The organism is Hydrogenophaga sp. LT287, assembly GCF_055702805.1.
Genome location: NZ_JBVPZC010000002.1, coordinates 187,007 through 211,261, shown reverse-complemented (window position 1 = coordinate 211,261; position 24,255 = coordinate 187,007). Strand labels below are relative to the sequence as shown.

The following is a 24,255-nucleotide window of genomic DNA, read 5'->3' as shown; positions in this document are numbered from 1 at the left end:
TCGGACCTATGAACGCCTTGGCCCGCTGGCTGCCTGTGACGAAGCCGCAACCGTGGCGCACGGCTGCGCTGGTCGCACTGACGGCCAGCTTCTGGGCGCCGCTGCAGGCGCAAACCACTGCACCCGCCGCCAGCGAGCCGCGCAGTGTGAACGAGTGGCTGATGCGCATGCACGAAGCCTCGCGCCAGCGCGCTTACATGGGTACCTTGGTGGTGTCCGCGGGTTCGTCCATGTCGGCTTCCCGCATCTGGCATGTGTGCGATGGTGAGCAACAAATGGAACGCGTGGACACCCTCACGGGCGCGCCCCGAACCACCATCCGTCGCAACAACGAGGTGATCACGTTCGTGCCCGAAACGAAAAAAGCGTTCGTCGAGAAACGCGAGTCGTTGGGTTTGTTTCCCGAGCTGCTTCGTACGCCGAGCAACGTGATACCCGATTTTTATGCTGTGAGCGAAGCGGGTACCGAGCGTGTGGCGGGTTACCTGGCCGATGTGGTCGAGATTCAGCCCAAAGACGCTCTGCGCTTTGGCTTTCGCATCTGGTCCGAGAAAAAAACCGGCTTGGTGGTGAAGCTGCAAACGCTGGGCGAGCAGGGTGTGGTGCTTGAACAGGTGGCGTTCTCGGAACTGCAGTTGGACGCGCCTGTGAGCATGGGCAAGCTCACGCGCCTGATGAACGACACCAAGGGTTATGACGTGCAGCGACCCGTGCTAAAAAAGACCACCGCCGAGGCAGAGGGCTGGCGCTTGAAAGAGCCAGTGCCCGGTTTTCTGCCCATGAGTTGCCACACCCGCGAGTTGGGCGAGCTGGCTGCAGGTGGTGCCTCTGCACCGATGCAGTGGGTGTTTTCTGACGGGCTGGCCTCGGTGTCACTGTTCGTTGAGCCCTACGACGCGCAGCGCCATGGCAAGGAGAAGGCGGCAGTGTCAGGCGCCACGCATTCCCTGACCCGCCGTGTGGGCGCTTATTGGTTGACCGCCCTCGGTGAGGTGCCCACGGGCACACTGCGGCGTTTTGCCTACGCACTGGAACGAACGCGCTGAGCCCTGCCGGCCGCACTTGTTTCTTTTCGCGGCGGGCCCATCTCCCTATTTTTGTGTTGTCGCCCTTTTTGAAGGATCACCATGACGCTTCGCCATCTTGCCCGTAAGCCTGTTCTTGCCGTTGCGGCAGCAGCGGTGTTGGCCGCTGGCGGCACCGCCGCGCTGTTGTTGCCCCAGACCTTGTCTGCACAAACCCCGGTTGTGCCGGTCGCACCCAGTGTGCGTGGGTTGCCCGACTTCACCGACCTGGTGGATCTGGTGGGGCCTTCGGTGGTCAACATCCGTACTCTGGAGCGTGCCACTGCGCGGGCCGAACCCGGCTCAGGAGCCGACGAGCAGATGCTGGAATTTTTTCGGCGCTTTGGTATTCCGGTGCCACCCGGTGTGACGCCACGAGGCCCGCGCCCTGACCGGGGTCCGTCTGAGGAGGCTCAGCCGCGTGGCGTGGGTTCTGGTTTCATCCTCAGCGCCGACGGGCTGATCATGACCAACGCCCATGTGGTGGAAGGGGCTGACGAACTGATCGTGACCCTGCCTGACAAGCGCGAATTCAAAGCCACCGTGGTGGGTGCTGACAAGCGCACCGACGTGGCTGTGGTGAAGATTGACGCCACCGGACTGAGCGCTGTGAAGATTGGGGATGTGAACCGCCTGCGCGTGGGCGAATGGGTGATGGCCATTGGCTCGCCGTTCGGTCTGGAAAACACCGTGACCGCCGGCATCGTGAGCGCCAAGAAGCGCGACACCGGTGACTTTCTCCCGTTCATCCAGACCGATGTGGCGATCAACCCCGGTAACTCGGGCGGGCCTTTGATCAACATGCGCGGCGAAGTGGTGGGCATCAACAGCCAGATTTACTCGCGTTCTGGCGGTTTTCAGGGCATTTCGTTCGCCATTCCGATCGACGAGGCGGTGCGCGTGTCGGATCAGATCCGCACCTCAGGCCGCGTCACGCGGGGGCGCATCGGTGTGCAGATTGACCAGGTCAGCAAAGAGGTGGCCGAGTCGATCGGGCTGGGTCAGCCTAAAGGCGCGCTGGTGCGGGGCGTCGAGCCCAACTCGCCGGCGGCCAAGGCGGGCGTGGAGCCGGGCGACATCATTCTGAAATTCGACGGCAAAGAGATTGACAAGTCGGTGGACCTGCCGCGCCTGGTGGGCAACACCAAGCCTGGCAACAAAAGCTCTATGACGGTGTTTCGCCGGGGCAGCCAGCGCGAGTTGTCTGTGACCGTGGCCGAGCTGGAACCGGAACAGCCGCAAGTTCGCGCTGCTGCTCCAGAAGCACCCAAGCCCCAGGCAGCAGGCGCAGCCAAGGCACTGGGCCTGACGCTGGCCGACCTCAATGCGGCGCAGAAGAAGGAACTGGGCCTCAAAGGCGGCGTGCGGGTTGTGGCTACTGAAGGTCCCGCGGCGCGGGCCGGTCTTCGCGAGGGCGATGTGATTGTGGCCATCGCTAATGCCGACACTTCCGACGTCAAGGAGCTGGAAGCCGCCTTGACCAAGCTGGACAAAACCCGCCCGGTCAATGTGCTCTTTCGCCGTGGCGAGTGGGCGCAATATGCGGTGATCCGTCCCGGACGCTGAGGCGGTTGCACGTCTGCGGGGTATCTTAATAACCCCCCGTTTCTTCAGGAATGGGTGGTTCATTGCTGCGTTGGTGTTCGCGCCACAGTCAAGTTTCTACCCACTTTGGCGAACCCATAGTCCTCTGCGTTAGTGGACGCTAACATTGGTGGCGATGCTGTTGTCCGAATTCTATAAAATCAGGCCGGTACGGGCTGCATTGGTAGCCTGCGTTGGCTGTTTTGTTCACGATGTGGAAAGCGAGCGCTGTAGGTAGCGGTCTTCCACAAACGGCCCACAGCTTGTTCATCTTTCCTGTGAATGTGTTGTGGATAAGTTTCGTGTTGCTGCGCTGCAACAATCGGGTTCTCGGGTGTCGGGGGTGTGCATTCCAGGCTTTTTGCCTACAATGAAACCCCAACTATCGCAGTTGCCCTTGATTGTTGGTTATGGGCGCGTCAACAGCTGACGCGCCCTTTTTTATGGCCTCCCAGCACCCGATGGTGCGGGGAGGTTTTTCTGTGTTTGAGCTGGTTTCTTGATGAATCACATCCGCAATTTTTCGATCATCGCGCACATCGATCATGGCAAGTCCACCTTGGCCGATCGCATCATTTCACTCTGCGGCGGGCTGTCAGACCGTGAGATGAGCGAGCAGGTGCTCGACTCCATGGACATCGAGAAAGAGCGGGGCATCACCATCAAGGCACAGACCGCTGCGCTCAAATACAAGGCCCGCGATGGCCAGGTTTACAACCTGAACCTGATCGACACCCCCGGTCACGTGGACTTCTCTTACGAGGTGAGCCGTTCGCTGTCGGCCTGCGAAGGCGCGCTGCTGGTGGTGGACGCCAGCCAAGGCGTGGAGGCACAGACCGTGGCCAACTGCTACACCGCGCTCGACCTTGGTGTGGAGGTGGTGCCGGTGCTCAACAAGATGGATCTGCCCAACGCGGATCCAGACAATGCGAAGGCCGAGATCGAAGATGTCATCGGCATTGACGCGACCGATGCGATTCCGTGTTCAGCCAAGAGCGGCATGGGCGTGGAAGACATTCTGGAAGCTGTGGTGGCCCGCATTCCGGCGCCCAAAGGCAACCCCGATGCACCGTTGCGCGCCATGATCGTGGACAGCTGGTACGACGCCTACGTGGGCGTGGTGATGCTGGTGCGTGTGGTCGACGGGCGCCTGCTCAAGGGCGAGCGCTTCAAGATGATGGCCACGAACACGGTCTACAACGCGGACAACCTGGGTGTGTTCACGCCAGGCAATGAGCCACGCGACTCGTTGAATGCGGGTGAGGTGGGCTACATCATCGCGGGCATCAAGGAACTGCAGGCGGCCAAGGTGGGTGACACCATCACGCTGGAAAAAAAGCTGCCCAACAACCTCGGCCCCGCCACTGAGGCGCTGCCCGGCTTCAAGGAAGTGCAGCCGCAGGTGTTTGCCGGGCTGTACCCCACCGAAGCCAACCAGTACGACGGCTTGCGCGATGCGCTGGAGAAACTCAAGCTCAACGACGCCGCGCTGATGTACGAACCCGAAGTGTCGCAAGCACTGGGTTTTGGGTTCCGCTGCGGTTTCCTGGGCTTGCTGCACATGGAGATCGTGCAGGAACGTCTGGAGCGCGAGTTTGATCAGGACCTCATCACGACCGCGCCCAGCGTGGTTTACCAGGTGGTCAAACCCGACGGCGAAGTGGTCATGGTGGAGAACCCGTCCAAGATGCCGGACCAAGGCCGCATGGAAGAGATCCGTGAGCCCATCGTGACCGTGCATCTGTACATGCCGCAGGAATATGTGGGTGCCGTCATGACGCTGGCCAACCAGAAGCGCGGCATGCAGCTCAACATGTCGTACCACGGCAAGCAGGTGATGCTCACCTACGACATGCCGCTGGGCGAGATCGTGCTGGACTTCTTCGACAAGCTCAAGTCGGTCAGCCGTGGCTATGCGTCCATGGACTACGAGTTCAAGGAATACCGCCCAGCCGATGTGGTGAAGGTCGACATTCTGCTCAACGGCGAAAAGGTGGACGCTTTATCGATCATCGTGCACCGTTCGCAGTCGCAATACCGTGGGCGTGCGGTCGTGGCCAAGATGCGCGAGATCATCAGCCGGCAGATGTTTGACGTGGCGATTCAGGCGGCCATTGGTGGCAATGTGATCGCGCGTGAAACCATCAAGGCGCTGCGCAAAAACGTGCTGGCAAAATGCTACGGCGGCGACATCAGCCGCAAGCGCAAGCTCCTTGAGAAACAAAAAGCAGGCAAGAAACGCATGAAACAAATCGGTTCAGTGGAAGTGCCCCAGGAAGCCTTTCTGGCCATTTTGCAGGTGCAAGACTGATGCAGGCGGTGATGAGCACGATCACGGCAGTGGTGCTGGCGGCCATCGCAGGCTACGCGGGTGCCTGGTACATGGGCGTGGTGGAGAGCAGCTTTGCGGTGTTGCTGATGCTCGCCACCGTGGTGACGGGCATTTATTGGTTTCTGGAAAAACTGGTGTTTTGGCCCCAGCGCAAACGCGCCGCCCAAACGCTGCTGGACGAGCACAACACGCGCAAGGCGGCGTTGCTCAAACAGGGTTTCAGCAACATCGAAGGTGATGTGGAGCCCGCACGCCAAAAGCTGCTGATGCAGCCCTGGTGGCTGGACTGGACTGCGGGCCTGTTCCCGGTGATCTTGGCGGTGTTTGTGCTGCGCTCGTTCATGTTCGAGCCGTTCAAGATTCCGTCGGGCTCCATGATCCCGACCCTGCGCGTGGGCGACCTGATTTTGGTCAACAAATACCACTACGGCATTCGCCTGCCGGTGTTTCACACGAAACTGGTGGCCAACAACGATCCGCAACGCGGTGACGTGATGGTGTTCCGTTACCCGCCGCAACCGAGCCTGGACTACATCAAGCGCGTCATTGGCGTGCCGGGTGACGAAGTGGCTTACTTGAACAAGGAGCTCTCGGTCAACGGCAAACCCGTGCCCCGCGCTGCGCAGCCCGAGTTCTTTGATGGCGATTCCATGCGCTACGCGCGCCAATTCCGCGAAACGCTGGACGCCCGAAGCTACAACACGCTCAACGACGACGATCGTCCGGCGTTCATTCCCGGCACCACCGATTTTCCGAACAAGGACGCGTGCCGCTACACCGTCGAGGGCGTGGTGTGCAAGGTGCCTGAAGGCCACTATTTCATGATGGGCGACAATCGGGACAACTCGCTGGACTCGCGGTACTGGGGCTTTGTGCCCGAAGCCAATATCGTTGGCAAGGCTTTTTTTGTCTGGATGAATTTTGGTGATCTGGGGCGCATTGGCTCGTTCGAATGAACCGCTGTTGTACCCCGTCTTTCTGGAGCGAATAAAACATGAAACTGAAACAGCAACAACGCGGCCTGACCTTCATGGGCTTGCTCATTGTGGGTATCTTGCTGGCATTCACGGGCGTGATCGTGGCGCAGGTGGTTCCCACCTACATCGAGTACACCGCTGTGCAAAAAGCCGTGCAAAAAGCCTCCGCTGGCACCACGGTCACCGAGGTGCGCAGCATTTTTGACAAAGCAGCCCAGATCGACGACATCAACACCATTTCGGGCAAAGACCTGGAAGTGGGCAAAGAGGGCGACCGCGTGGTGGTTTCGTTTGCCTACAGCCGTGAAATTCACCTGGCTGGTCCGGCTTACCTCACCATGAAATACGAAGGCCGCTCCAAGTGATGGGCAAGCGCGCTTGCGTGTGCCTGCACGGAGACCAGTTGCCTTGAATCCGGAATTGCTGACGCTGCAACAGCGTTTGAAACACAGTTTTGCCAATCCGCGTCTGCTTGAACGGGCCGTCACGCACCGCAGTTTCACCTCGGACCACAACGAGCGCTTGGAGTTTCTGGGGGATTCGGTGCTCAACCTGGCCGTTTCAGGCTTGCTGTTTGAGAAATTGAGCCAGTTGCCTGAGGGCGATTTGTCGCGTGTGCGGGCCAACCTGGTGAAGCAAGAAACGCTGTTCCAGATCGCCAGCACGCTGGGCCTGGCCAACTGCTTGCGCCTGGGTGACGGCGAGAAGCGCTCGGGTGGCCACAAGCGGCCATCCATATTGGCGGATGCGCTTGAAGCGATCATCGGTGCCGTGTATCTGGATGCCGGCTTTGAGGTGGCTGCCGCGCTGGTGCACCGTTTGTACAGCGGCGTCGAACTCAACGCGCAGATGAGCGCCATGGGCAAAGACCCCAAAACCGAATTGCAGGAGTGGCTGCAGGGGCGCAAAATGAAGCTGCCGGTGTACCGGGTGGTGGCCACGTTGGGTGAAGCGCACAAGCAAACTTTCGATGTCGAGTGCACGATCTCTGAAACCGGCCGCAGCGAGCGAGGCATCGGCGCCTCGCGCCGTGCCGGTGAACAGGCCGCAGCCGCCGCGATGTTGCAGCACCTGATGGCAGGCGCTTAGTTAGCACCGCCCAATAGGCGCACGGTCGGTGCGCCAACGTCAACGCCAAGTTTTTTTATTTACTCGCCCCGTCCCGCACACAAGAACCCATGTCCCGAAAACCTGCTTCCCCGAACCCCGCTTCTTCGCCCGCTGCTCCTGTGGCCAATCCCGAGCTGGATGCCATGCTGGCGCGGGCGCTGCGCAAGGCAGACGTCGCTGCGCCAGCGGACATGGAACCCGACGCCCAAACGGACGAAGTGCCCGAGGTGGAAGTGATTGATCCGGCGGCGCAGCACTGTGGCTATGTGGCCATTGTGGGCAAGCCCAACGTGGGCAAGTCCACGCTTCTGAACGCCCTGGTGGGGCAAAAGGTCAGCATCACGTCGCGCAAGGCGCAAACCACGCGCCACCGCATCACCGGATACCGCACGGTGGGGCCCAACCAGTTTGTGTTTGTGGACACCCCAGGCTTTCAGACCCGCCACGGCAACGCCCTGAATCGGGCTTTGAACAAAACGGTGTTGGGCGCCGTGGCCGATGTGGACCTGATCTTGTTTGTGGTGGAGGCCGGCAACTTCAACCTGGCCGACGCCAAGGTGCTCGACCTGCTGCCGCGCAACATCCCGGTGGTGCTGCTGGCGAACAAGTTTGACCTGGTGCACCGCCGCGGCGATTTGGCGCCCTGGTTGCGTTCCATGCAGGAGCGCCACCCGTTTGCCGAATTTGTGCCGATGACGGCCAAGAACGCCCGGGACATTCAGCGTCTGTTTGGCATTTGTGCGCCTTACCTGCCACAGCAACCGTGGATGCACGACCCCGAAGAGCTCACCGACCGCAGCGAGCGCTTCATGGCCAGCGAAATGGTGCGCGAAAAGCTGTTTCGCCTGACCGGTGACGAACTGCCCTACACCTCGACCGTCATCATCGACAAGTTCGAGCAAGAAGGCCAACTCAAGCGCATCGCAGCCACCATCGTGGTGGAGCGTGAGGGCCACAAAGGCATGGTCATTGGTGACAAGGGCGAAAAACTCAAGCGCATCGGCACCGAAGCCCGCCAGGAGCTGGAGAAACTTTGGGACTGCAAGGTGTTTCTGGAGCTTTGGGTAAAGGTGCGTTCGGGTTGGGCGGACGACGATGCACGTGTGCGCTCGTTTGGTTATGAGTGATGGCCACGCGCCGGTTTTCTGACGAGCCTGCGTTTGTCCTGCACCGCTACGACTGGAGCGAGTCGAGCCTGATTCTGGAGGTTTTCACACGCAACCAGGGTCGCACTGCGCTGGTGGCCAAGGGTGTGAAGCGGCCCACGTCGCAGTTTCGCCCGGTGCTCTTGCCGCTGCAGCCGCTGCAGCTCAGTTGGGGCGGCGACGCTGAAGTGCGCACCCTCAAGGCAGCCCAATGGCAGGGCGGGCATGTGATGCCCACCGGCGAAGCCTTGTTGTCGGGTAGCTACCTGAACGAATTGCTCATGCGCCTGCTGGCGCGAGACGACGCGCACCCGGCCTTGTTTGAGCATTACCGGTTTGCCGTGCAATTGCTGGCAGAGCGCGCTGACGCGCAACAGCTGATTTTGCGCACCTTTGAATTGCTGCTGCTGCGCGACGTGGGCTTGCTGCCCGACCTGGCCCGCGAGGGCGGCACCCTGGCTCAACTGGACCCGCAGGGCCTGTATGTGCTGGTGCCCGAGCATGGCCTGCGCCGGGCCCATGGCGACGACAGCCACCCGATCACCGGTGCGCAGTGCCTGGACCTGCAAACCGCGCTGGACGACCCGGCGCCGTTCATGAGCACGCTGCGCGCCTGCGCGCCCAGCCTGCAAGCCCTGCGGCCGCAACTGCGCCACCTGCTGCACTACCATAGCGGTGTGCGGGTGTTCAAAACCCGCCAGTTGATGCTGGATGTGCAGGCCATGTCCCGGCCGCGTTACCCAGACGTATCGCCAGCACCACCCGCCACCGCAACCCAACCCACCACACCATGACCGCGGTTTCCGACCCCCACACCCTGCACACGGCGCTGTCCGTCAACCTCAACAAGGTGGCGCTGGTGCGCAACACGCGCCACCTGGGCATTCCATCTGTGACGCGCGCGGCCACGCTGTGCCTGCAGGCCGGTGCAGCGGGCATCACAGTGCACCCGCGTCCGGATGAGCGCCACATTCGTGGCCACGACGTGTATGAGCTGGCCGAGTTGCTCAAGGCCTGGCCCGACCGCGAATACAACATTGAAGGCAACCCTTTTCACAACCTCATGGGGTTTGTGGCCGCCGTGCGGCCCCACCAGGTGACCTTTGTGCCCGATTCCGAAGGCCAGTTCACCAGCGACCATGGCTGGAACTTCCCCGCCGATGCCGACCGTTTGCGCCCCTTGATTGCACAAGCCCAGGCCCTGGGTGCGCGGGTGAGCTTGTTCATGGACGCGGACCCCGACGCCATGGCGGCTGCCAAGGCGGTGGGTGCCGACAGGGTGGAGCTTTACACCGAGCCTTACGCGGCGTCCTGGAGCACCCCCCAACGCGCTGAACAACTGAAGCGTTTTCGCGCGGCGGCCCAGGCTGCGCTGGACGCTGGACTGGGCGTCAACGCGGGTCACGACCTGAACCGCGACAACCTCAAAGCGTTTCTGCGCACGGTGCCCGGTGTGCGCGAGGTGTCTATTGGCCACGCGCTGATTGCCGATGCGCTGGAGATGGGCTACGGCGCCACCGTGGCCGCTTACAAGCACTGCATCGCCGACGCCTTCGCCTGAACCGCATGATCTACGGCATTGGCACCGACATTTGTGACATCCGCCGCATCGAAGCCACCTGGCAGCGCCAGGGCGAGCGCTTTGTGCGCAAGGTGCTGACCGATTCCGAGTTCGCCGTCTGGCAAACCCGCAGTGCCCGCTGGCCGCAGCGGGGCTTGCGCTACCTGGCCACCCGGTTTTCTGCCAAGGAAGCCTTCTCCAAAGCCATTGGCCTGGGCATGCGCATGCCGATGACGTGGCGGCGCTGCGAAATCGTCAACCAGCCCAGCGGCCAGCCCGTGGTTGTGTTGCACGGTGAGTTGAAAACCTGGTTTGAAGCCCAAGGCTTGCGCGCCCATGTGACCGTGACCGACGAGACCGACTACGCCGCCAGCTTCGTGGTGGTCGAGCGCGGTTGACGGACTTTCTCCCCCTGCGAAACTTTCATTGACCATGCACCCACACGCACCCCTCATCATCGACGTGGCTGGCCACAGCCTCACAACCCCTGAACGCCAGCGCCTGGCGCACCCGCTGGTGGGGGGCGTGATTTTGTTTGGCCGCAACTGGAAAGACCGTGCCCAGCTGACCCGGCTGTGTCGTCAGATCAAGGCGGTGCGGCCCGACCTGCTGATCGCGGTGGACCACGAAGGTGGACGCGTGCAGCGGTTTCGCACCGATGGTTTCACCCATCTGCCACCCATGGCCGCATTGGGTGCGCTCTGGATGGCGCCTGAACGCAAGGGCGACGTGGCGGGTGCGTCTGCACTGCGCGCCACCAACGCGGCCGTCGCCACGGGCTTTGTGCTGGGTGCTGAGCTGCGTGCCTGTGGCGTTGACTTGAGCTTTGCCCCGGTGCTGGACCTGGACTACGGTGAAAGCTCGGTCATTGGCGACCGTTCCCTGGGGCGCGACCCGCGCATGGTGACGCTGTTGGCGCAGGCCCTGATGCTGGGTTTGCAGCAAAGCGCCATGGCCAACTGCGGAAAACACTTTCCCGGGCACGGCTTCGTGCGCGCCGACTCCCACCTGGCGATACCGGTGGACAAGCGCAGTCTGAAGGCCATCTTGGCCGAGGATGCCGCGCCCTATGGCTGGTTGTCCGCCAGCCTGCAGGCGGTGATGCCGGCCCATGTGATTTACCCGAAAGTAGACAGCCGACCCGCAGGCTTTTCACCGCGCTGGCTGCAAGAGGTGCTGCGTCATCAGCTGGGCTTCACGGGCGCCATCTTCAGCGACGACCTGAGCATGGAAGCCGCCCGCCAGATGGACGGGCGAGACCTGAGCTTTGCCGAGGCCGCACTGGCCGCGCTGGGCGCAGGTGGTGACATGGTGGTCCTGTGCAACCAGTCGGTGGTGGACGGCGGTGCGCCGATAGACGCCGCGATCAACGACTTGTCGCGCGCGGTGATTCAGGGCCAGTGGCAACCCAACCCCGCGAGCGAAGAGCGCCGCCTGGCGCTGTTGCCGCGCGGCGCAGCCATGGATTGGGATGCCCTGATGGTCAGCGAACGCTACATGCAGGCGCTCGCACTGTTGCCCTGATCAGCGCTCCACACCCATCCGGTCGAGCAGGTCGGAGATGAGTTCCAGCCGCACCAGCGGGTTGTCCAGCGTCATCAAGCGGTGTTTGAGTTCGGCCGGTGCGGGCAGCAGCTCGGCCCAGCGGTTGGCCACCCAGCCGCAGTCGTCCCATTGGTAGGGCGGCTGCAGAGGCAGCTCGTTCATGGCCTCGGGTTCGCGCTCCAGCAGGTTGTTCAACAAGCGTTGCAGCGCATCACGTGTGCTGGCCAGGTCAGCAGGCACCGGTACCACGGGCTCTGCCTCGTCCAGCTGCACATCGCCCACCCACAGGCCGTGGGGTAACTGCTGGCTGGCCGTGACGTGAAAGCGCTGCAGTCCCCGGCAATGGATCATCAGCAGCCCGGGCTGCGGCCGTTCCAGCCGCTCAATGTGGGCGAGGGTACCCACCGGATAAAAAACTTCTTTTGCAAAGGCATCGCCGCTGGGCGGCGCGTTGGGGTCGATACGCCGCACCTCGCTGCCTTCGCGCAGACACACCACGCCAAACGGCGCGCCTGCCTTGTGGCAGCGGCTGATCATGTCCAGGTAGCGCACCTCGAAGATGCGCAGTGGCATCCAGCCGCCCGGGAACAACACCGTTTGCAGCGGAAACAGCGGCAGCTGTGACAGCGTGAGCATCCCGGCGTCGGATTCGGAGGTCAATCGCTGACCACCGCGTCGGCGCTCTGGCGCTGCAGCATGGCCAGGGTGTTGGCCACGGTGGAGCGCAGTTCGCGCCGGTCGCAAATGAAGTCCACCGCGCCCTTGGTTTGCAGAAATTCAGCGCGCTGAAAGCCCTCGGGCAGCTTCACACGCACGGTGTTTTCAATCACACGCGGGCCGGCAAAACCGATCAGCGCCTTGGGCTCGGCGATCACCACGTCGCCCACGAAAGCGAAACCGGCCGACACGCCGCCCATGGTCGGGTCGGTCAGCACGCTGATGTAGGGCAGGCCTTTTTTGGCCAGGCGCGTGAGTGCCGCGTTGGTCTTGGCCATTTGCATCAGCGACAGCAAGCCTTCTTGCATGCGTGCGCCGCCGGTGGCGGTGAAGCACAGAAAGGGCACTTTCTGGGCGATGGCTTCTTCGACACCGCGCACAAAGCGCTCGCCGACCACCGAGCCCATGGAGCCGCCCATGAAGTCAAATTCAAAGCAGGCCACCACCAGGCTGATGCCCTGCACAGCGCCACCCATGACGACCAGCGCATCGGTCTCGCCGGTGTTTTCCAGCGCCTCTTTCAAGCGCTCGGGGTACTTGCGGCTGTCCTTGAACTTCAGCGCATCCACCGGCAGCACTTCCTGACCGAGTTCGTAGCGGCCTTCGGCGTCCATGAAGGCGTTGAGGCGCGCACGGGCACCGATGCGGTGGTGGTGGCTGCAATGTGGACACACGTTCTGGTTTTTCTCCAGATCGTTTTTGTACAGCACGGCTTCGCAGCTGGGGCATTTGATCCACAAGCCTTCGGGCACGCTGCGGCGCTCGGTCGGGTCGGTGTGCGTGATCTTGGGTGGCAGCAGTTTTTCTAGCCAGGACATGGTGTGTTCTCCAAATATGAACGCGCTTGCAGCGCTTGGCGCAGCCCCATGAAGGGTTGGCCAGCAGCAGCCCGGCAAAGCCGGTGCCGCAAGGGCTGAGCCCGTTTCGGCGCGGCGCGGTGTGCGTCTTTTGCTTGTCTGGGCGAATTAAAACACGGTCGGTCAGGCGTCCAAAGCCTTGCGGATGCCGCGCAGGAAATTGGACGCCACGGCCACCACCTTTTCGTGCGGCTCGTTTTCGATCAGCTGGATGATCTTGCTGCCAATCACCACGGCGTCGGCGCTGCGGCCGATGGCGCGGGCGGTTTCGGCATCCCGAATGCCAAAACCCACGCCCACCGGCACATTCACATGGGCACGGATGCGCGGCAGCATGGCTTCCACCTGGCCCACGTCCAGCGTGCCCGCGCCCGTCACGCCCTTGAGCGACACGTAGTACACATAGCCGCTGGCCACGCGCGCCACCTGCGCCATGCGCTCGTCGGTGGACGTGGGGGCCAGCAAGAAGATCAGGTCCATGTTGTTCGCGCGCAGCGCGGCGGCGAAGGCTTCGCATTCTTCCGGCGGGTAGTCCACGATCAGCATGCCGTCCACGCCCGAGGCACTGGCGTCGCGCACAAAGCTGCCCTCGCCGTGCTTCTGGTCGTAGCGTTCCACGGGGTTGGCGTAACCCATCAGCACCACCGGCGTGGTGTTGTTCCGTTCGCGGAAGGTTTTCACCATGGCCAGCACCTGCACCAGGCCAATGCCCAGAGCCAGGGCGCGGTCGCCAGCTTTTTGTATCACCGGGCCATCGGCCGACGGGTCGGAAAACGGTACGCCGAGTTCGATCACATCGGCACCGGCTTCCACCATGCCGTGCATCAGGTCGGGGGTGATGTTGGCAAAAGGGAAACCTGCGGTGACGAACGGAATCAGGGCCTTGCGGTTCTGGGCTTTCAGCGCGCCCAGCGCTTGATCAATGCGGCTCATTTGGCGAATGCGATAGGAGAGGTTTCGGTACCGCCCTTGACCGACTGGCCACGGCAGCTGGGACGGCAATAGAAGTCGGCCTTGGACAGGTCGGCCACGGTGCCAATGTCCTTGTCGCCCCGGCCCGAGAGGTTGACCAGAATCGACTGGTCAGCGCGCATGGTTTTGGCCAGCTTCATGGCGTAGGCCACGGCATGGCTCGATTCGAGCGCCGGGATGATGCCTTCGGTGCGGCACAGGTAGTGGAAGGCTTCCAGCGCCTCGGTGTCGGTGATGCCCACGTATTCGGCACGGCCGATGTCTTTCAGGAACGCGTGTTCGGGACCCACACCAGGGTAGTCCAGACCGGCGCTCACGCTGTGCGTTTCGGTGACCTGGCCGTTGTCGTCCTGCAGCACATAGGTGCGGTTGCCATGCAGCACGCCAGGGCTGCCTTTTTGCAGCGAGGCCGAGTGCTTGCCGCTTTCCATGCCTTCACCGGCGGCTTCCACGCCGATCAGGCGCGTGGCCGCGTGGTTGATGTAGGGGTAGAAAATGCCCATGGCATTACTGCCGCCGCCCACGCAGGCCACCACGGCGTCGGGTTGCTCGCTGGTGCAGCCGGCGGCTTTGAGCATCTCGGGCATCTGCACCAGGCACTCTTCACCGATCACGCTTTGAAAGTCGCGCACCATCATCGGGTAGGGGTGCGGGCCGGCCACGGTGCCGATGATGTAGAAGGTGTTGTCCACGTTGGCCACCCAGTCGCGCATGGCTTCGTTGAGCGCGTCTTTCAGGGTGCGGCTGCCGCTCTCTACGGGCACCACGGTGGCGCCCAGCAGTTTCATGCGGTACACGTTGGGGCTCTGGCGCTTCACGTCTTCGCTGCCCATGTAAACCACGCATTCCAGGCCGTAGCGGGCACAAATGGTGGCGGTGGCCACGCCGTGCTGGCCGGCGCCGGTTTCGGCAATGATGCGCGGCTTGCCCATGCGCTTGGCGAGCATGGCCTGGCCGATGGTGTTGTTGATCTTGTGCGCGCCGGTGTGGTTGAGGTCTTCGCGCTTCAAGAAAATTTGCGCACCGCCTTGCTCACGGCTCATGCGCGCCGCATGGTACACGGGCGAAGGACGGCCGACGAAATGGGCCAGCTCGCTTTGGAATTCGGCCAGAAACTCGGGGTCGTTCTGGTACTTGGCGTAGGCCGCCTTGAGCTCGTTGATGGCGTGCGTGAGCGTTTCGCTCACAAAACTGCCACCGTAGATGCCGAAATGGCCGCGCGCGTCGGGTTGCTGGTAGGTTTGCATGGGGTGTCTCGGGTCAGAGTGCCCGGCCAGGCCCCAGGGTAGTGGGCTCAGGCGGGGCGGCGGTGAATGGCTGCGTCGGCCGTTCGGACGGCAGCCACAAAGGCTTGCATCTTGTCCGGGTCCTTGACGCCTTTGCTGGCCTCAACCCCGGAACTCACGTCAACGGCCCAGGGCCGTACGCGGTTGATGCCATCGATCACGTTTGCAGGCGTGAGTCCACCAGACAAAACGAGGCGAGAGCTGGCGTTTAGAAGCGGATGTGACCAATTGAAAGCTGTCCAGTCGAAGGATTGACCGCCGCCGCCATACCCCTCGACATGTGCGTCGAGCAGCACGGCCTGTGAGGCTGCGAAGTCTTGCGCGTATTTTAGAAGATCAAAGCCCGCACCTGCGGCGCCTGCGGGAATACGGGCGGCGCGGATGTAAGGGCGTCCGGCTGCGGCGCAGTCGGCGGGCGTTTCGTCGCCATGAAACTGCACCAAGGCGTTGGGTACGGCCTCCAGCCCCAGGCGGATGTGCTCGGGGCTGGCGTTCACGAACAGCAGCACCGGTGTGACAAACGGCGGCAGGCGCCGGGCCAGCTCGCCCGCCCGCTCGGGCGTGACGTGGCGCGCGCTTTTGGCATAGAGCACAAAGCCCACGGCATCGGCTCCGGCGTGTGCGGCGGCGTCCACGTCGGTCTCGCGGGTGAGGCCACAAATTTTGATGCGTGTGTGGTGCACGGGGTTGGCGGTGTGCAGGGGTGTCGAGGTCATCCGGGTAACCAGTCGAAAGCGGCGGTTTGGGTGGGGATGCCCAGCGACTCGTCGTACAGCGGACCCAGGAAGTACAGGCCGTCGGGCGAAAACGTGGGTGCTGCGGCATCGCGGCTGCGGGCGTGTAGCACCTCGGTCATCCAGCTTGCCGGGTGGTTGCCGTTCCCGATGGCGATCAGGCAGCCCATGATGTTGCGGATCATGTGGTGCAGAAACGCTGACGCTTCAAATTCAAAGCGCCAGTAGGCGCCGCGGCGGGTGATGCTGATGCGCCGAAGTTGCTTCACAGGCGAGTGGGCTTGGCACTGGGCTGCGCGAAAGGATGAAAAGTCGTGCTCACCCAACAAGGCTTGGGCGGCTTCCTGCATGGGCTCCAGCGCCATGGGGCGAAACACCCAGCCCACCCGGCCGGCGTCGACGCTGGGGCGCACCGGTGATTCGAGCAGCACATAGGCATAGCGGCGGGCCACGGCGTTGGCGCGTGCGTGAAAATGGGGGGGCACCTGGCGGGCCCAGTGCACGGCAATGTCGTGCGGCAAAAAACGGTTGGTGCCGCGCATCCAGGCATGGTCTGGGCGGGTCACCGGGCTGTCAAAGTGGACCACCTGCATCAGCCCATGCACACCCGCATCGGTGCGGCCAGCGCACAGGGTTCTGATGGGGCCATGCGCGATGAACTGCGTCAGGGCGCGTTCCAGTTCGTCCTGCACCGTGCGCCCGCTGAGCTGGCTCTGCCAGCCATCGTAGGCACTGCCGTTGTAGCTCACGCCCAGCGCCATGCGCGCGGTGGCCACTTCCTGGGCGCTGTCGCGCGCTGATGCTTGCAAGAGACTTGTCCGCTCGGGCTCGCTGCTTCAGCTGAGATCGGCCAGGAACGTGCGGGCCTTGGTCTTGAGCGCGCCTGTGGCTTCGGCCAAGACTTCTTCAGCCAGTGAGCGAGCGCCTTCCAAGTCGCCAATGGCACGAAACTCTTCGGCCAGCGACAGCTTGGTGTCCAGCGGGTTCTCTTCGGTCAATTGGTCGCCTGGCTCGTCATCGGCCTCGCCGCCGCGGTGTTCCAGGTCCAGACTGATGTCGTTCAGGTCGAAGGACAACAGCTCGGCTTCTGCCGGACTTGCTTCAGCGGTCAGCGGCAATGGCTGGGGCTCATCGGCATCTTCGGCGGGGAGGTCAAACGCTTGTGGTTCGTCCAGGGCGAAGTCAGGTAAGACCTCACTGTCGTCAAACGTGGGATTGGACTCGACTGCAAGGCTTGGCGCGTCGCTGGTCTCGGCCTTGTCTCCCGCATTCAGCGCGGCGGGCTCGGAAGGGAAGTCCAGGTCGAAGTCCATCGACATGGAGGGCGGACCCGATTTGCTGTCGGCCGCGCTGGTGAGGGCGTCGGTGCTGTTGAGGTCGTCCATGCCTGACATGGCTGCGTCGCTGGGTGCCTGCAGGCTGGCTGGCATGGACGGTTCGTCCATGTTGAAGTCCAGGTCCAGATCCAGGTCGGTGTTGTCCACACCGGTGCCTGGGCCACTGTTTTGGGCCAGCGTGCTGCTGCCAAAGGGCATCGTGTTCATGGCGCCACCGGCCATAGCACCCGCCACAGCGCCAGCTTTGGCTGGCGGCGCGCCACCGGGCTGGTACAGCGCGTTGGTGGCATCGAGTTCCCGGCCCAACTCGCAGGCCTGTTCCCATTCCAAGCCCTGGCCCTGGGTCAGCCCATAAGCCTCCGTGGCCACGACTTCAAAGGCCTTTGCATCGCGCCGCTTGGCATAAATTTCGAGCAGCTTGTTGTGGATGGCCACCCGCTGTGGCGTGCTGCGCATGGCTTCTTTGAGAATCTCCTCGGCCTGCAGGTCACGGCCATAGGCCAGGTACACGTCGGCTTCTGCCACCGGGTCCACGTCGCCGGCCGCGTCGAGCTGGCTGGGGGAATAGACCATGGACGAGCCCGAGGCGCTGGCCTCGGCTGTGTCGATACGCTGACCACCGCTGGACCCAAAGAAAGAATCGGGCTGCAGTCGACTTTCCAGGAATGAGCTGTCAACGCCATTACCTTTTTTGCGCTGACGGAACCGGTAAAACGCAAAGCCGCCCAACAAAGCCAGCAGGCCACCCGCAGCGGGCAACACCAAGGGGTTGTCACGCAGCCCATCGATCAGGGAGGGCTCGTCGGGCAGCGGTGCCGGCATGGGCACAGGTGCTGCGACCGGTGGAACAGCCGGGGTCACGGCGGTGGTTTCTGTGGCCGCAGTCGGTGCGGTCTCGGTGTTGGAGGTCACGCTGTCGGTCGCACTTGCGAGCGCAGTCGAGGTGCTGGTGGTCACTTCGGTGGCCGTGGCCAACGGGGCTGTGGTGGGCACCGTCAGCGCTGGTGCAGGCAGCGCGGTGCTGGGGGTTGCGGTGGCGGGCGCTGTGGGCGCAACCGCGGCGGTACTGGTGCCGAGCTTGGCCAGCTCCTCGATGTTTTTGGACAGTTCAGCCACCCGGGTGGCGGCTTCTTTGGCTTGACGCTCCTGCGCAATTTTCTCTTCTGCGGCGGTCTGCGCAGGCGTGGCGCCTTTGGACAATGTCAGCTTGTCCTGGGCTGGCGCGACGGGTTTCTTGTCTTCCACCTCGGTCTGGATCCGGCCAGTGGCTTGGCGGTCAGCGGCGGCGACCGAGGCGGCGGGCACGGTGCCGGCGAGGCGCCGACGGAACTCGTTGAAGTCCCGGCTTTGCGCCGCAATGATCTGGCGCGCTTCCCCGGGTGCCACGGTGCCTGCGTCGTTTTCGCCGGGCAGGTCAATCACCGAACCGGCTTTGATGCGGTTCACGTTGCCAGCGATGAAGGCGTTGGGGTTGGCGCGCAGCATGGCCACCAACATTTGGTCCAGCGATACGTTGGCCGGCCGGTTGGCTGCCGCAATGCGGCCAGCGGTGTCGCCAGCACGGACACGAACCTGACCACCAGGGGCTTCCTGTCGAGGTGCAGGTGCCGGTGCAGGACGAGCAGCGGGTGGTGCCGTGGGGCGTTCACGCACAACGGGCGGTGCCTGGGTGGCGGGGGCCACTGGGGCCAGTGGCGGCGTAGGCCTGGCCACGGGTGGCTGTGCCGGGGGCGCGGGCTGTGTGGCAACCGCTGCCGGCAAGGGGGCCACTGGCGTTGCGGTGCGCAAGTTGGGTGGGTCCAGCAGCAGTGTGTAGTCGCGCACGATGCGGCCCGAAGCCCAGTTGGCCTCCACGATCATGTCCACAAAGGGTTCGTTGACTGGGCGGCTGCTGGTGAGCCGCAAAAAGGCCGTGCCGTTGGCGCGGCGCTGCAGGCTGATTTGCAGGCTGCTGAGCGCGGGGTTGAAGTCCATGCCGGCAGCTCGGAAGGCCTCGCCCGAGGCCAGGCCAACGCGCAAGCTGGCCGCTTCGTCTGCATTGATGTCCGGCACATCGATTTCGGCCCGCAGCGGCTCACCCAGAGCCGACTGCACCACGATGCGACCGAGCGCAAGCGCTTGCGCTTCGCCAACCTGCGCCAGTCCGGTGCACAGCACCACCGCAGCAGCGATGGCATGTAACCGCGCAAAACCGCGTGAACCGGCTCCCCCGGAGTGGGTTGGAGCCTGGTGAGATGGGGTATGGCGGGAGTTGGATGGCACGTGGACCTCGACGTAAAAAACCGAGAATTGACCTTAACATCAACGGATTACAGTGACAAGCTGAGACTCCGCTTGAGTTTCAATGCCTACCTTCTGTCGCCGCAGGCCCGGTGTTCACGTTGCGATCTTGCAACGTGAACAAATGGGCACTTTGGAAGCCGCGCTGACGCGACGTTGGCTGTCAGGCGTCCAGCAAGATGCGCAGCATGCGGCGCAGCGGTTCGGCAGCGCCCCAGAGCAACTGGTCGCCAATGGTGAAGGCGCCCACATACTCTGGACCCATCGCCAGCTTGCGCACACGGCCCACAGGGATGGTCATGGTGCCGGTCACGGCCACTGGCGTGAGATCCTTGATGGTGGCTTCACGCGTGTTGGGCACCACTTTCACCCAGGCGTTGTCGGCCGCGATCATGGCTTCGATGTCGGCCACGGGCACATCCTTCTTGAGCTTGAAGGTCAGGGCCTGGCTGTGGCAGCGCATGGCGCCCACGCGCACGCAAAAACCGTCTACCGGAATGGCGGTTGAGCCAAAGCCCTCACCCATGCCGAGGATCTTGTTGGTTTCGGCCATGCCCTTCCACTCTTCTTTGGACATGCCGTTGCCCAGGTCCTTGTCGATCCAAGGAATCAGCGAGCCACCCAGCGGTACACCGAAGTTGGCCGTCTCGGCGCTGCTCAGACTGCGCTGCTTGGCGATCACTTTGCGGTCGATTTCCAGGATGGCGCTCTTGGGGTCGTCCAGCAGCGACTTCACCTCGGCGTTGAGCGTGCCGTATTGCGTGAGCAATTCGCGCATGTGCTGGGCGCCACCACCCGAAGCGGCCTGGTAGGTCTGGGTGCTCATCCACTCGACCAGACCGGCTTTGTACAGTGCGCCTACGCCCATGAGCATGCAGCTCACGGTGCAGTTGCCACCCACCCAGTTCTTGCCACCGTTGGCCAGCGCGTCTTTGATGACAGGCATGTTGACCGGGTCGAGAATGATGACGGCGTCCTGCTCCATGCGCAGGGTGGAGGCAGCATCGATCCAGTGTCCGTTCCAGCCCGCGGCGCGCAGTTTGGGGAAAACCTCGCTGGTGTAGTCGCCACCCTGGGCGGTGATGACAATGTCGCAGCGCTTGAGCGCGTCGATGTTGTACGCGTCTTGCAGCGTGGTTTCGTTTTTCGCCATCGCCGGGGCTTTGCCGCCGGCGTTGGAGGTGGAGAAAAACAGCGGTTCGATCAGGTCGAAGTCTTTTTCTTCAACCATGCGGTCCATCAGCACGGAGCCGACCATGCCGCGCCAGCCCACCAGTCCTACGAGTTTCGTCATTGCATTGCCCTTTCGAAGATAAAAAATCTCTGTATCCGCCCGGCTCGTCGTGCCGGGGGAGGGCGTGACGAACCGGAGCTGATTCAGCCCTTGGTAATGGTTTTGGTGATGGCCGCCACGACGGCGTCACCCATTTCCCGGGTGCCTACCTTGGTGGTGCCTTCAGACCAGATGTCCACCGTGCGCAAACCGGACGCGAGCACATCCTGCACCGCAGATTCAATGCGATCAGCGGCTTGCGGCTGGTTGAGTGAGAAGCGGAGCATCATGGCAGCGGACAGTATTGTAGCCAGCGGGTTTGCAATACCCTTACCAGCGATGTCCGGCGCGCTGCCGTGGCTGGGCTCATACAGACCCTGGTTTTTCGCGTTCAGCGATGCCGAGGGCAGCATGCCGATGGAGCCGGTGAGCATGGACGCCTCGTCGCTCAGGATGTCGCCAAACATGTTGCCGGTGACCACCACGTCAAATTTCTTGGGCGCACGCACCAGCTGCATGGCGGCGTTGTCCACATACATGTGCTCCAGCTCCACGTCGGGGTACTCGGCATGCACTTCGGTGACCACGTCTTTCCAGAACTGGAAGGTTTCCAGCACGTTGGCCTTGTCCACGCTGGTGACCTTTTTGCTCCGCTTGCGCGCCGCTTGGAACGCCACATGGGCAATGCGCTCGATCTCTGGACGGCTGTAGCGCATGGTGTCAAACGCTTCTTCCGCGCCGGGGAAGTGGCCGTCGGTGGCCACGCGGCGGCCGCGCGGCTGGCCAAAGTAGATGTCGCCGGTGAGCTCGCGGATGATCAGAATGTCCAGGCCCGAAATGATTTCGGGCTTGAGGCTGGAGGCACCCACCAGCTGTTCGTAGCAAATGGCCGGCCGGAAGTTGGCAAACAGGCCGAGGTTTTTGCGCAGGCCCAGAATGGCTTGCTCAGGACGCAGCGGACGGTCCAGCGTGTCGTATTTCCAGTCACCCACGGCGCCAAACAAAATGGCGTCGGCAGCCTTGGCCAGGTTCAGCGTGGATTCGGGCAATGGGTGACCGTGGGCCTCAAAGGCGGCACCGCCGACCAGAGCGGACTCCATCTCGAACGGCAAGTCGAGCACGTTGAGGACTTTGACCGCTTCGGCGACGATTTCGGTGCCGATGCCGTCACCTGGAAGAACTGCGATTTTCATGGGTTGTCTGTCTGGGTTTGAGTGGGTGTCCGATCAGGACACCATCGTGTGGGCGAGCCACGGTTTCGTGGCAAGGCGCGCCGCTTCGAACGCAGCAATCTTGTCTTTGTGGCGCAGCGTCAGGCCGATATCGTCCAGCCCGTTGAGCAGGCAGTATTTGCGAAACGCCTGGACATCAAAGGGAATTTCATCACCCTGCGGTTTCACGATCACCTGGCGTTCCAGATCGATCGTGAGGCTGTAGCCGGGGAACGCAAACACCTCGTCAAACAACTGCGCCACCGTGGCTTCGGGCAACACGATCGGCAACAGGCCGTTCTTGAAGCAGTTGTTGAAAAAAATGTCGGCGTAGCTGGGCGCGATGATGGCGCGAAAGCCGTACTGGTCGATGGCCCAGGGGGCGTGTTCCCGGCTGGAACCACAACCAAAATTTTTGCGCGTCAGCAGCACCGATGCACCAGCGTAGCGTGGCTGGTTCAGCACGAAATCGGGGTTGGCTTTGCGGCTGGCCGGGTCTTGGCCGGGTTCTCCCTTGTCCAGGTAGCGCGACTCGTCAAACAGGTTCGGGCCAAAGCCCGTCTTGCGAATCGACTTCAGGAACTGCTTGGGAATGATCGCGTCGGTGTCGACGTTTTCGCGGTCCATCGGGGCCACCAGGCCCTTGTGTACGGTGAATTTGTTCATTTACTTCTTCTTGGCGGCGTCTTCAAGCACCTGACCGGCTTTTTGCACGTCTTGGCCAACGCCTTGCACGGTGTTGCAGCCGGCCAGCGCCAGCGCAAAGGTCACGGACAACAGGGTTGCAATCAATTTCATGGTGTTTCCTTTCAGGCGAATTGACGAACATCGACGAAATGGCCATGCACGGCCGCAGCAGCGGCCATGGCGGGTGACACCAGGTGGGTGCGCCCACCGTTGCCCTGGCGGCCTTCAAAGTTGCGGTTGCTGGTGGACGCGCAACGCTCGCCGGGCTCCAGCCGGTCGGCGTTCATGGCCAGGCACATCGAGCAACCGGGCTCGCGCCATTCAAAACCCGCTGCCTTGAAGATCTCGTGCAGGCCCTCGCGCTCGGCCTGCTCTTTCACCAAGCCAGAGCCCGGCACCACCATGGCCAGCTTGATGTTTTTGGCCACTTTTTGGCCGAGCTTCTTCACCACCGCAGCCGCCTCGCGCATGTCTTCAATGCGGCTGTTGGTGCAGGAGCCGATAAACACCTTGTCCACAAAAATGTCGTTCAGCGCTTTGCCAGGCTGCAGGTCCATGTAGACCAGCGCGCGCTCAATGGCGCCGCGTTTGTTGGCGTCTTTTTCCTTTTCAGGATCGGGCACCGAACCGTCAATGCCCAGCACCATCTCGGGCGAGGTGCCCCAGGTGACCTGCGGCAGGATCTGGGTGGCGTCGAGCTCGACCACGGTGTCAAACACCGCGTCGGCGTCGGATTGCAAGGTCTTCCAATAGGCCACGGCCAGGTCCCATTCCAAGCCGGTGGGCGAGAGCGGGCGGCCCTTGACGTACTCAATGGTTTTTTCGTCCACCGCCACCAGGCCTGCGCGCGCGCCGCCTTCAATGGCCATGTTGCACAACGTCATGCGGCCTTCAATCGACAGGGCGCGAATGGCCGAGCCGCCGAATTCGATGGTGTAGCCCGTGCCACCGGCGGTGCCGATTTTTCCAATGATGGCCAGCACGATGTCCTTGGCGGTCACGCCTTTGGTGAGCGCGCCTTCCACCTTCATCAGCATGTTTTTGGCTTTCTTGGCCAGCAGCGTCTGCGTTGCCATGACGTGCTCGACCTCGCTGGTGCCGATGCCGTGCGCCAGCGCGCCGAAAGCACCGTGCGTGGAGGTGTGGCTGTCGCCACACACCACCGTCATGCCGGGCAGGGTGGCGCCGTTTTCAGGGCCAATCACATGCACGATGCCCTGGCGCTTGGACATGAAAGGGAAGAAGGCCGCAGCGCCGAATTCAGCAATGTTGCTGTTCAGCGTGGTGATCTGCTCTTTGCTGATCGGGTCGGTGATGCCGTCGTAACCCAGCTCCCAGCCCGTGGTGGGGGTGTTGTGGTCGGCGGTGGCGACGATGGAACTCACGCGCCAGACCTTGCGACCGGCCTGGCGCAGGCCTTCAAAGGCCTGCGGGCTGGTGACTTCGTGCACCAGATGGCGGTCAATGTAGAGCACGGCGGTGCCGTCTTCTTCGGTATGGACGACGTGTTCGTCCCAGATTTTGTCGTAGAGCGTGCGTCCCATGAATGTCCTGTGAGGGTCTTCGGAACCCATTATTTTAAG

General features: G+C 62.7%; 23 protein-coding genes. 11 read left to right on the top strand and 12 right to left on the bottom strand.

All coding sequences use genetic code 11. The annotated features are described in order from the left end of the window. The first annotated feature begins 8 nt into the window (after positions 1 to 8). From AC0GNR_RS02840 to nagZ, 11 genes are all read left to right on the top strand, one after another. Complete coding sequence (locus AC0GNR_RS02840; protein WP_472899492.1) at positions 9 to 1,046, top strand: MucB/RseB C-terminal domain-containing protein; 1,038 nt, start codon at positions 9 to 11, stop codon at positions 1,044 to 1,046. Positions 1,047 to 1,127: 81 nt separating this feature from the next. After that, complete coding sequence (locus AC0GNR_RS02835; RefSeq protein WP_472899491.1) at positions 1,128 to 2,630, top strand: Do family serine endopeptidase; 1,503 nt, start codon at positions 1,128 to 1,130, stop codon at positions 2,628 to 2,630. Positions 2,631 to 3,150: 520 nt separating this feature from the next. After that, a complete protein-coding gene (lepA, locus tag AC0GNR_RS02830; protein WP_472899490.1) occupies positions 3,151 to 4,959 on the top strand; it encodes a translation elongation factor 4 in 1,809 nt (602 codons plus the stop codon). Further along, positions 4,959 to 5,936: a signal peptidase I gene (gene lepB / locus AC0GNR_RS02825; protein WP_472899489.1), complete on the top strand. Its 978-nt coding sequence runs from the start codon at positions 4,959 to 4,961 to the stop codon at positions 5,934 to 5,936. The genes lepA and lepB overlap by 1 nt, the downstream gene beginning before the upstream one ends. Before the next feature lie 38 nt (positions 5,937 to 5,974). Next, positions 5,975 to 6,322: a DUF4845 domain-containing protein gene (locus tag AC0GNR_RS02820; protein WP_472899488.1), complete on the top strand. Its 348-nt coding sequence runs from the start codon at positions 5,975 to 5,977 to the stop codon at positions 6,320 to 6,322. Between the two features lie 43 nt (positions 6,323 to 6,365). Continuing rightward, positions 6,366 to 7,046 (top strand): ribonuclease III, encoded by a 681-nt coding sequence (gene rnc, locus AC0GNR_RS02815; protein WP_472899487.1) that lies wholly within the window; start codon positions 6,366 to 6,368, stop codon positions 7,044 to 7,046. An 89-nt stretch (positions 7,047 to 7,135) separates the two neighbouring features. Further along, positions 7,136 to 8,194: a GTPase Era gene (gene era, locus AC0GNR_RS02810; protein ID WP_472899486.1), complete on the top strand. Its 1,059-nt coding sequence runs from the start codon at positions 7,136 to 7,138 to the stop codon at positions 8,192 to 8,194. After that, positions 8,194 to 9,006: a DNA repair protein RecO gene (gene recO / locus AC0GNR_RS02805; protein WP_472899485.1), complete on the top strand. Its 813-nt coding sequence runs from the start codon at positions 8,194 to 8,196 to the stop codon at positions 9,004 to 9,006. The genes era and recO overlap by 1 nt, the downstream gene beginning before the upstream one ends. Then, the gene (locus AC0GNR_RS02800; RefSeq protein ID WP_472899484.1) at positions 9,003 to 9,773 is read left to right on the top strand and encodes a pyridoxine 5'-phosphate synthase; all 771 of its coding nucleotides are present in this window, start codon (positions 9,003 to 9,005) and stop codon (positions 9,771 to 9,773) included. The genes recO and AC0GNR_RS02800 overlap by 4 nt, the downstream gene beginning before the upstream one ends. 5 nt (positions 9,774 to 9,778) lie before the next feature. Further along, on the top strand, positions 9,779 to 10,171 hold the full coding sequence (gene acpS, locus AC0GNR_RS02795) for a holo-ACP synthase (protein ID WP_472899483.1): 393 nt from the start codon (positions 9,779 to 9,781) through the stop codon (positions 10,169 to 10,171). Positions 10,172 to 10,205: 34 nt separating this feature from the next. After that, positions 10,206 to 11,297 (top strand): beta-N-acetylhexosaminidase, encoded by a 1,092-nt coding sequence (nagZ, locus tag AC0GNR_RS02790; protein ID WP_472899482.1) that lies wholly within the window; start codon positions 10,206 to 10,208, stop codon positions 11,295 to 11,297. Here nagZ and AC0GNR_RS02785 read toward each other — a convergent pair whose 3' ends face one another. The 12 genes from AC0GNR_RS02785 to leuC form a co-directional block, all read right to left on the bottom strand. Continuing rightward, on the bottom strand, positions 11,298 to 11,954 hold the full coding sequence (locus AC0GNR_RS02785) for an LON peptidase substrate-binding domain-containing protein (protein WP_472899624.1): 657 nt from the start codon (positions 11,952 to 11,954) through the stop codon (positions 11,298 to 11,300). Between the two features lie 20 nt (positions 11,955 to 11,974). Next, the gene (accD, locus tag AC0GNR_RS02780) at positions 11,975 to 12,853 is read right to left on the bottom strand and encodes an acetyl-CoA carboxylase, carboxyltransferase subunit beta (RefSeq protein ID WP_472899481.1); all 879 of its coding nucleotides are present in this window, start codon (positions 12,851 to 12,853) and stop codon (positions 11,975 to 11,977) included. A 162-nt stretch (positions 12,854 to 13,015) separates the two neighbouring features. Beyond that, complete coding sequence (gene trpA, locus AC0GNR_RS02775; RefSeq protein WP_472899480.1) at positions 13,016 to 13,825, bottom strand: tryptophan synthase subunit alpha; 810 nt, start codon at positions 13,823 to 13,825, stop codon at positions 13,016 to 13,018. Then, positions 13,822 to 15,111 (bottom strand): tryptophan synthase subunit beta, encoded by a 1,290-nt coding sequence (gene trpB / locus AC0GNR_RS02770; RefSeq protein WP_472899479.1) that lies wholly within the window; start codon positions 15,109 to 15,111, stop codon positions 13,822 to 13,824. Before trpB ends, trpA begins: the two co-directional genes overlap by 4 nt. Before the next feature lie 47 nt (positions 15,112 to 15,158). After that, positions 15,159 to 15,866: a phosphoribosylanthranilate isomerase gene (locus tag AC0GNR_RS02765; protein WP_472899478.1), complete on the bottom strand. Its 708-nt coding sequence runs from the start codon at positions 15,864 to 15,866 to the stop codon at positions 15,159 to 15,161. Beyond that, entirely contained in the window at positions 15,863 to 16,645 is a 783-nt protein-coding gene (truA, locus tag AC0GNR_RS02760) for a tRNA pseudouridine(38-40) synthase TruA (protein WP_472899623.1), read from the bottom strand. Before truA ends, AC0GNR_RS02765 begins: the two co-directional genes overlap by 4 nt. Before the next feature lie 75 nt (positions 16,646 to 16,720). Then, positions 16,721 to 19,378: a FimV/HubP family polar landmark protein gene (locus tag AC0GNR_RS02755; protein ID WP_472899477.1), complete on the bottom strand. Its 2,658-nt coding sequence runs from the start codon at positions 19,376 to 19,378 to the stop codon at positions 16,721 to 16,723. 286 nt (positions 19,379 to 19,664) lie between these two features. Continuing rightward, positions 19,665 to 20,795: an aspartate-semialdehyde dehydrogenase gene (gene asd / locus AC0GNR_RS02750; RefSeq protein ID WP_472899476.1), complete on the bottom strand. Its 1,131-nt coding sequence runs from the start codon at positions 20,793 to 20,795 to the stop codon at positions 19,665 to 19,667. Between the two features lie 83 nt (positions 20,796 to 20,878). After that, positions 20,879 to 21,967, bottom strand: coding sequence for a 3-isopropylmalate dehydrogenase (gene leuB, locus AC0GNR_RS02745; protein WP_439114434.1), 1,089 nt, complete (start codon positions 21,965 to 21,967; stop codon positions 20,879 to 20,881). A gap of 33 nt (positions 21,968 to 22,000) precedes the next feature. Next, positions 22,001 to 22,651 carry a 3-isopropylmalate dehydratase small subunit gene (leuD, locus tag AC0GNR_RS02740; RefSeq protein ID WP_472899475.1) on the bottom strand — a complete coding sequence of 217 codons (651 nt, stop codon included), beginning with the start codon at positions 22,649 to 22,651 and terminating at the stop codon, positions 22,001 to 22,003. Beyond that, the gene (locus AC0GNR_RS02735; protein ID WP_472899474.1) at positions 22,652 to 22,783 is read right to left on the bottom strand and encodes an entericidin A/B family lipoprotein; all 132 of its coding nucleotides are present in this window, start codon (positions 22,781 to 22,783) and stop codon (positions 22,652 to 22,654) included. A gap of 11 nt (positions 22,784 to 22,794) precedes the next feature. Further along, positions 22,795 to 24,216 (bottom strand): 3-isopropylmalate dehydratase large subunit, encoded by a 1,422-nt coding sequence (gene leuC / locus AC0GNR_RS02730; RefSeq protein ID WP_472899473.1) that lies wholly within the window; start codon positions 24,214 to 24,216, stop codon positions 22,795 to 22,797. Positions 24,217 to 24,255 lie beyond the last annotated feature (39 nt).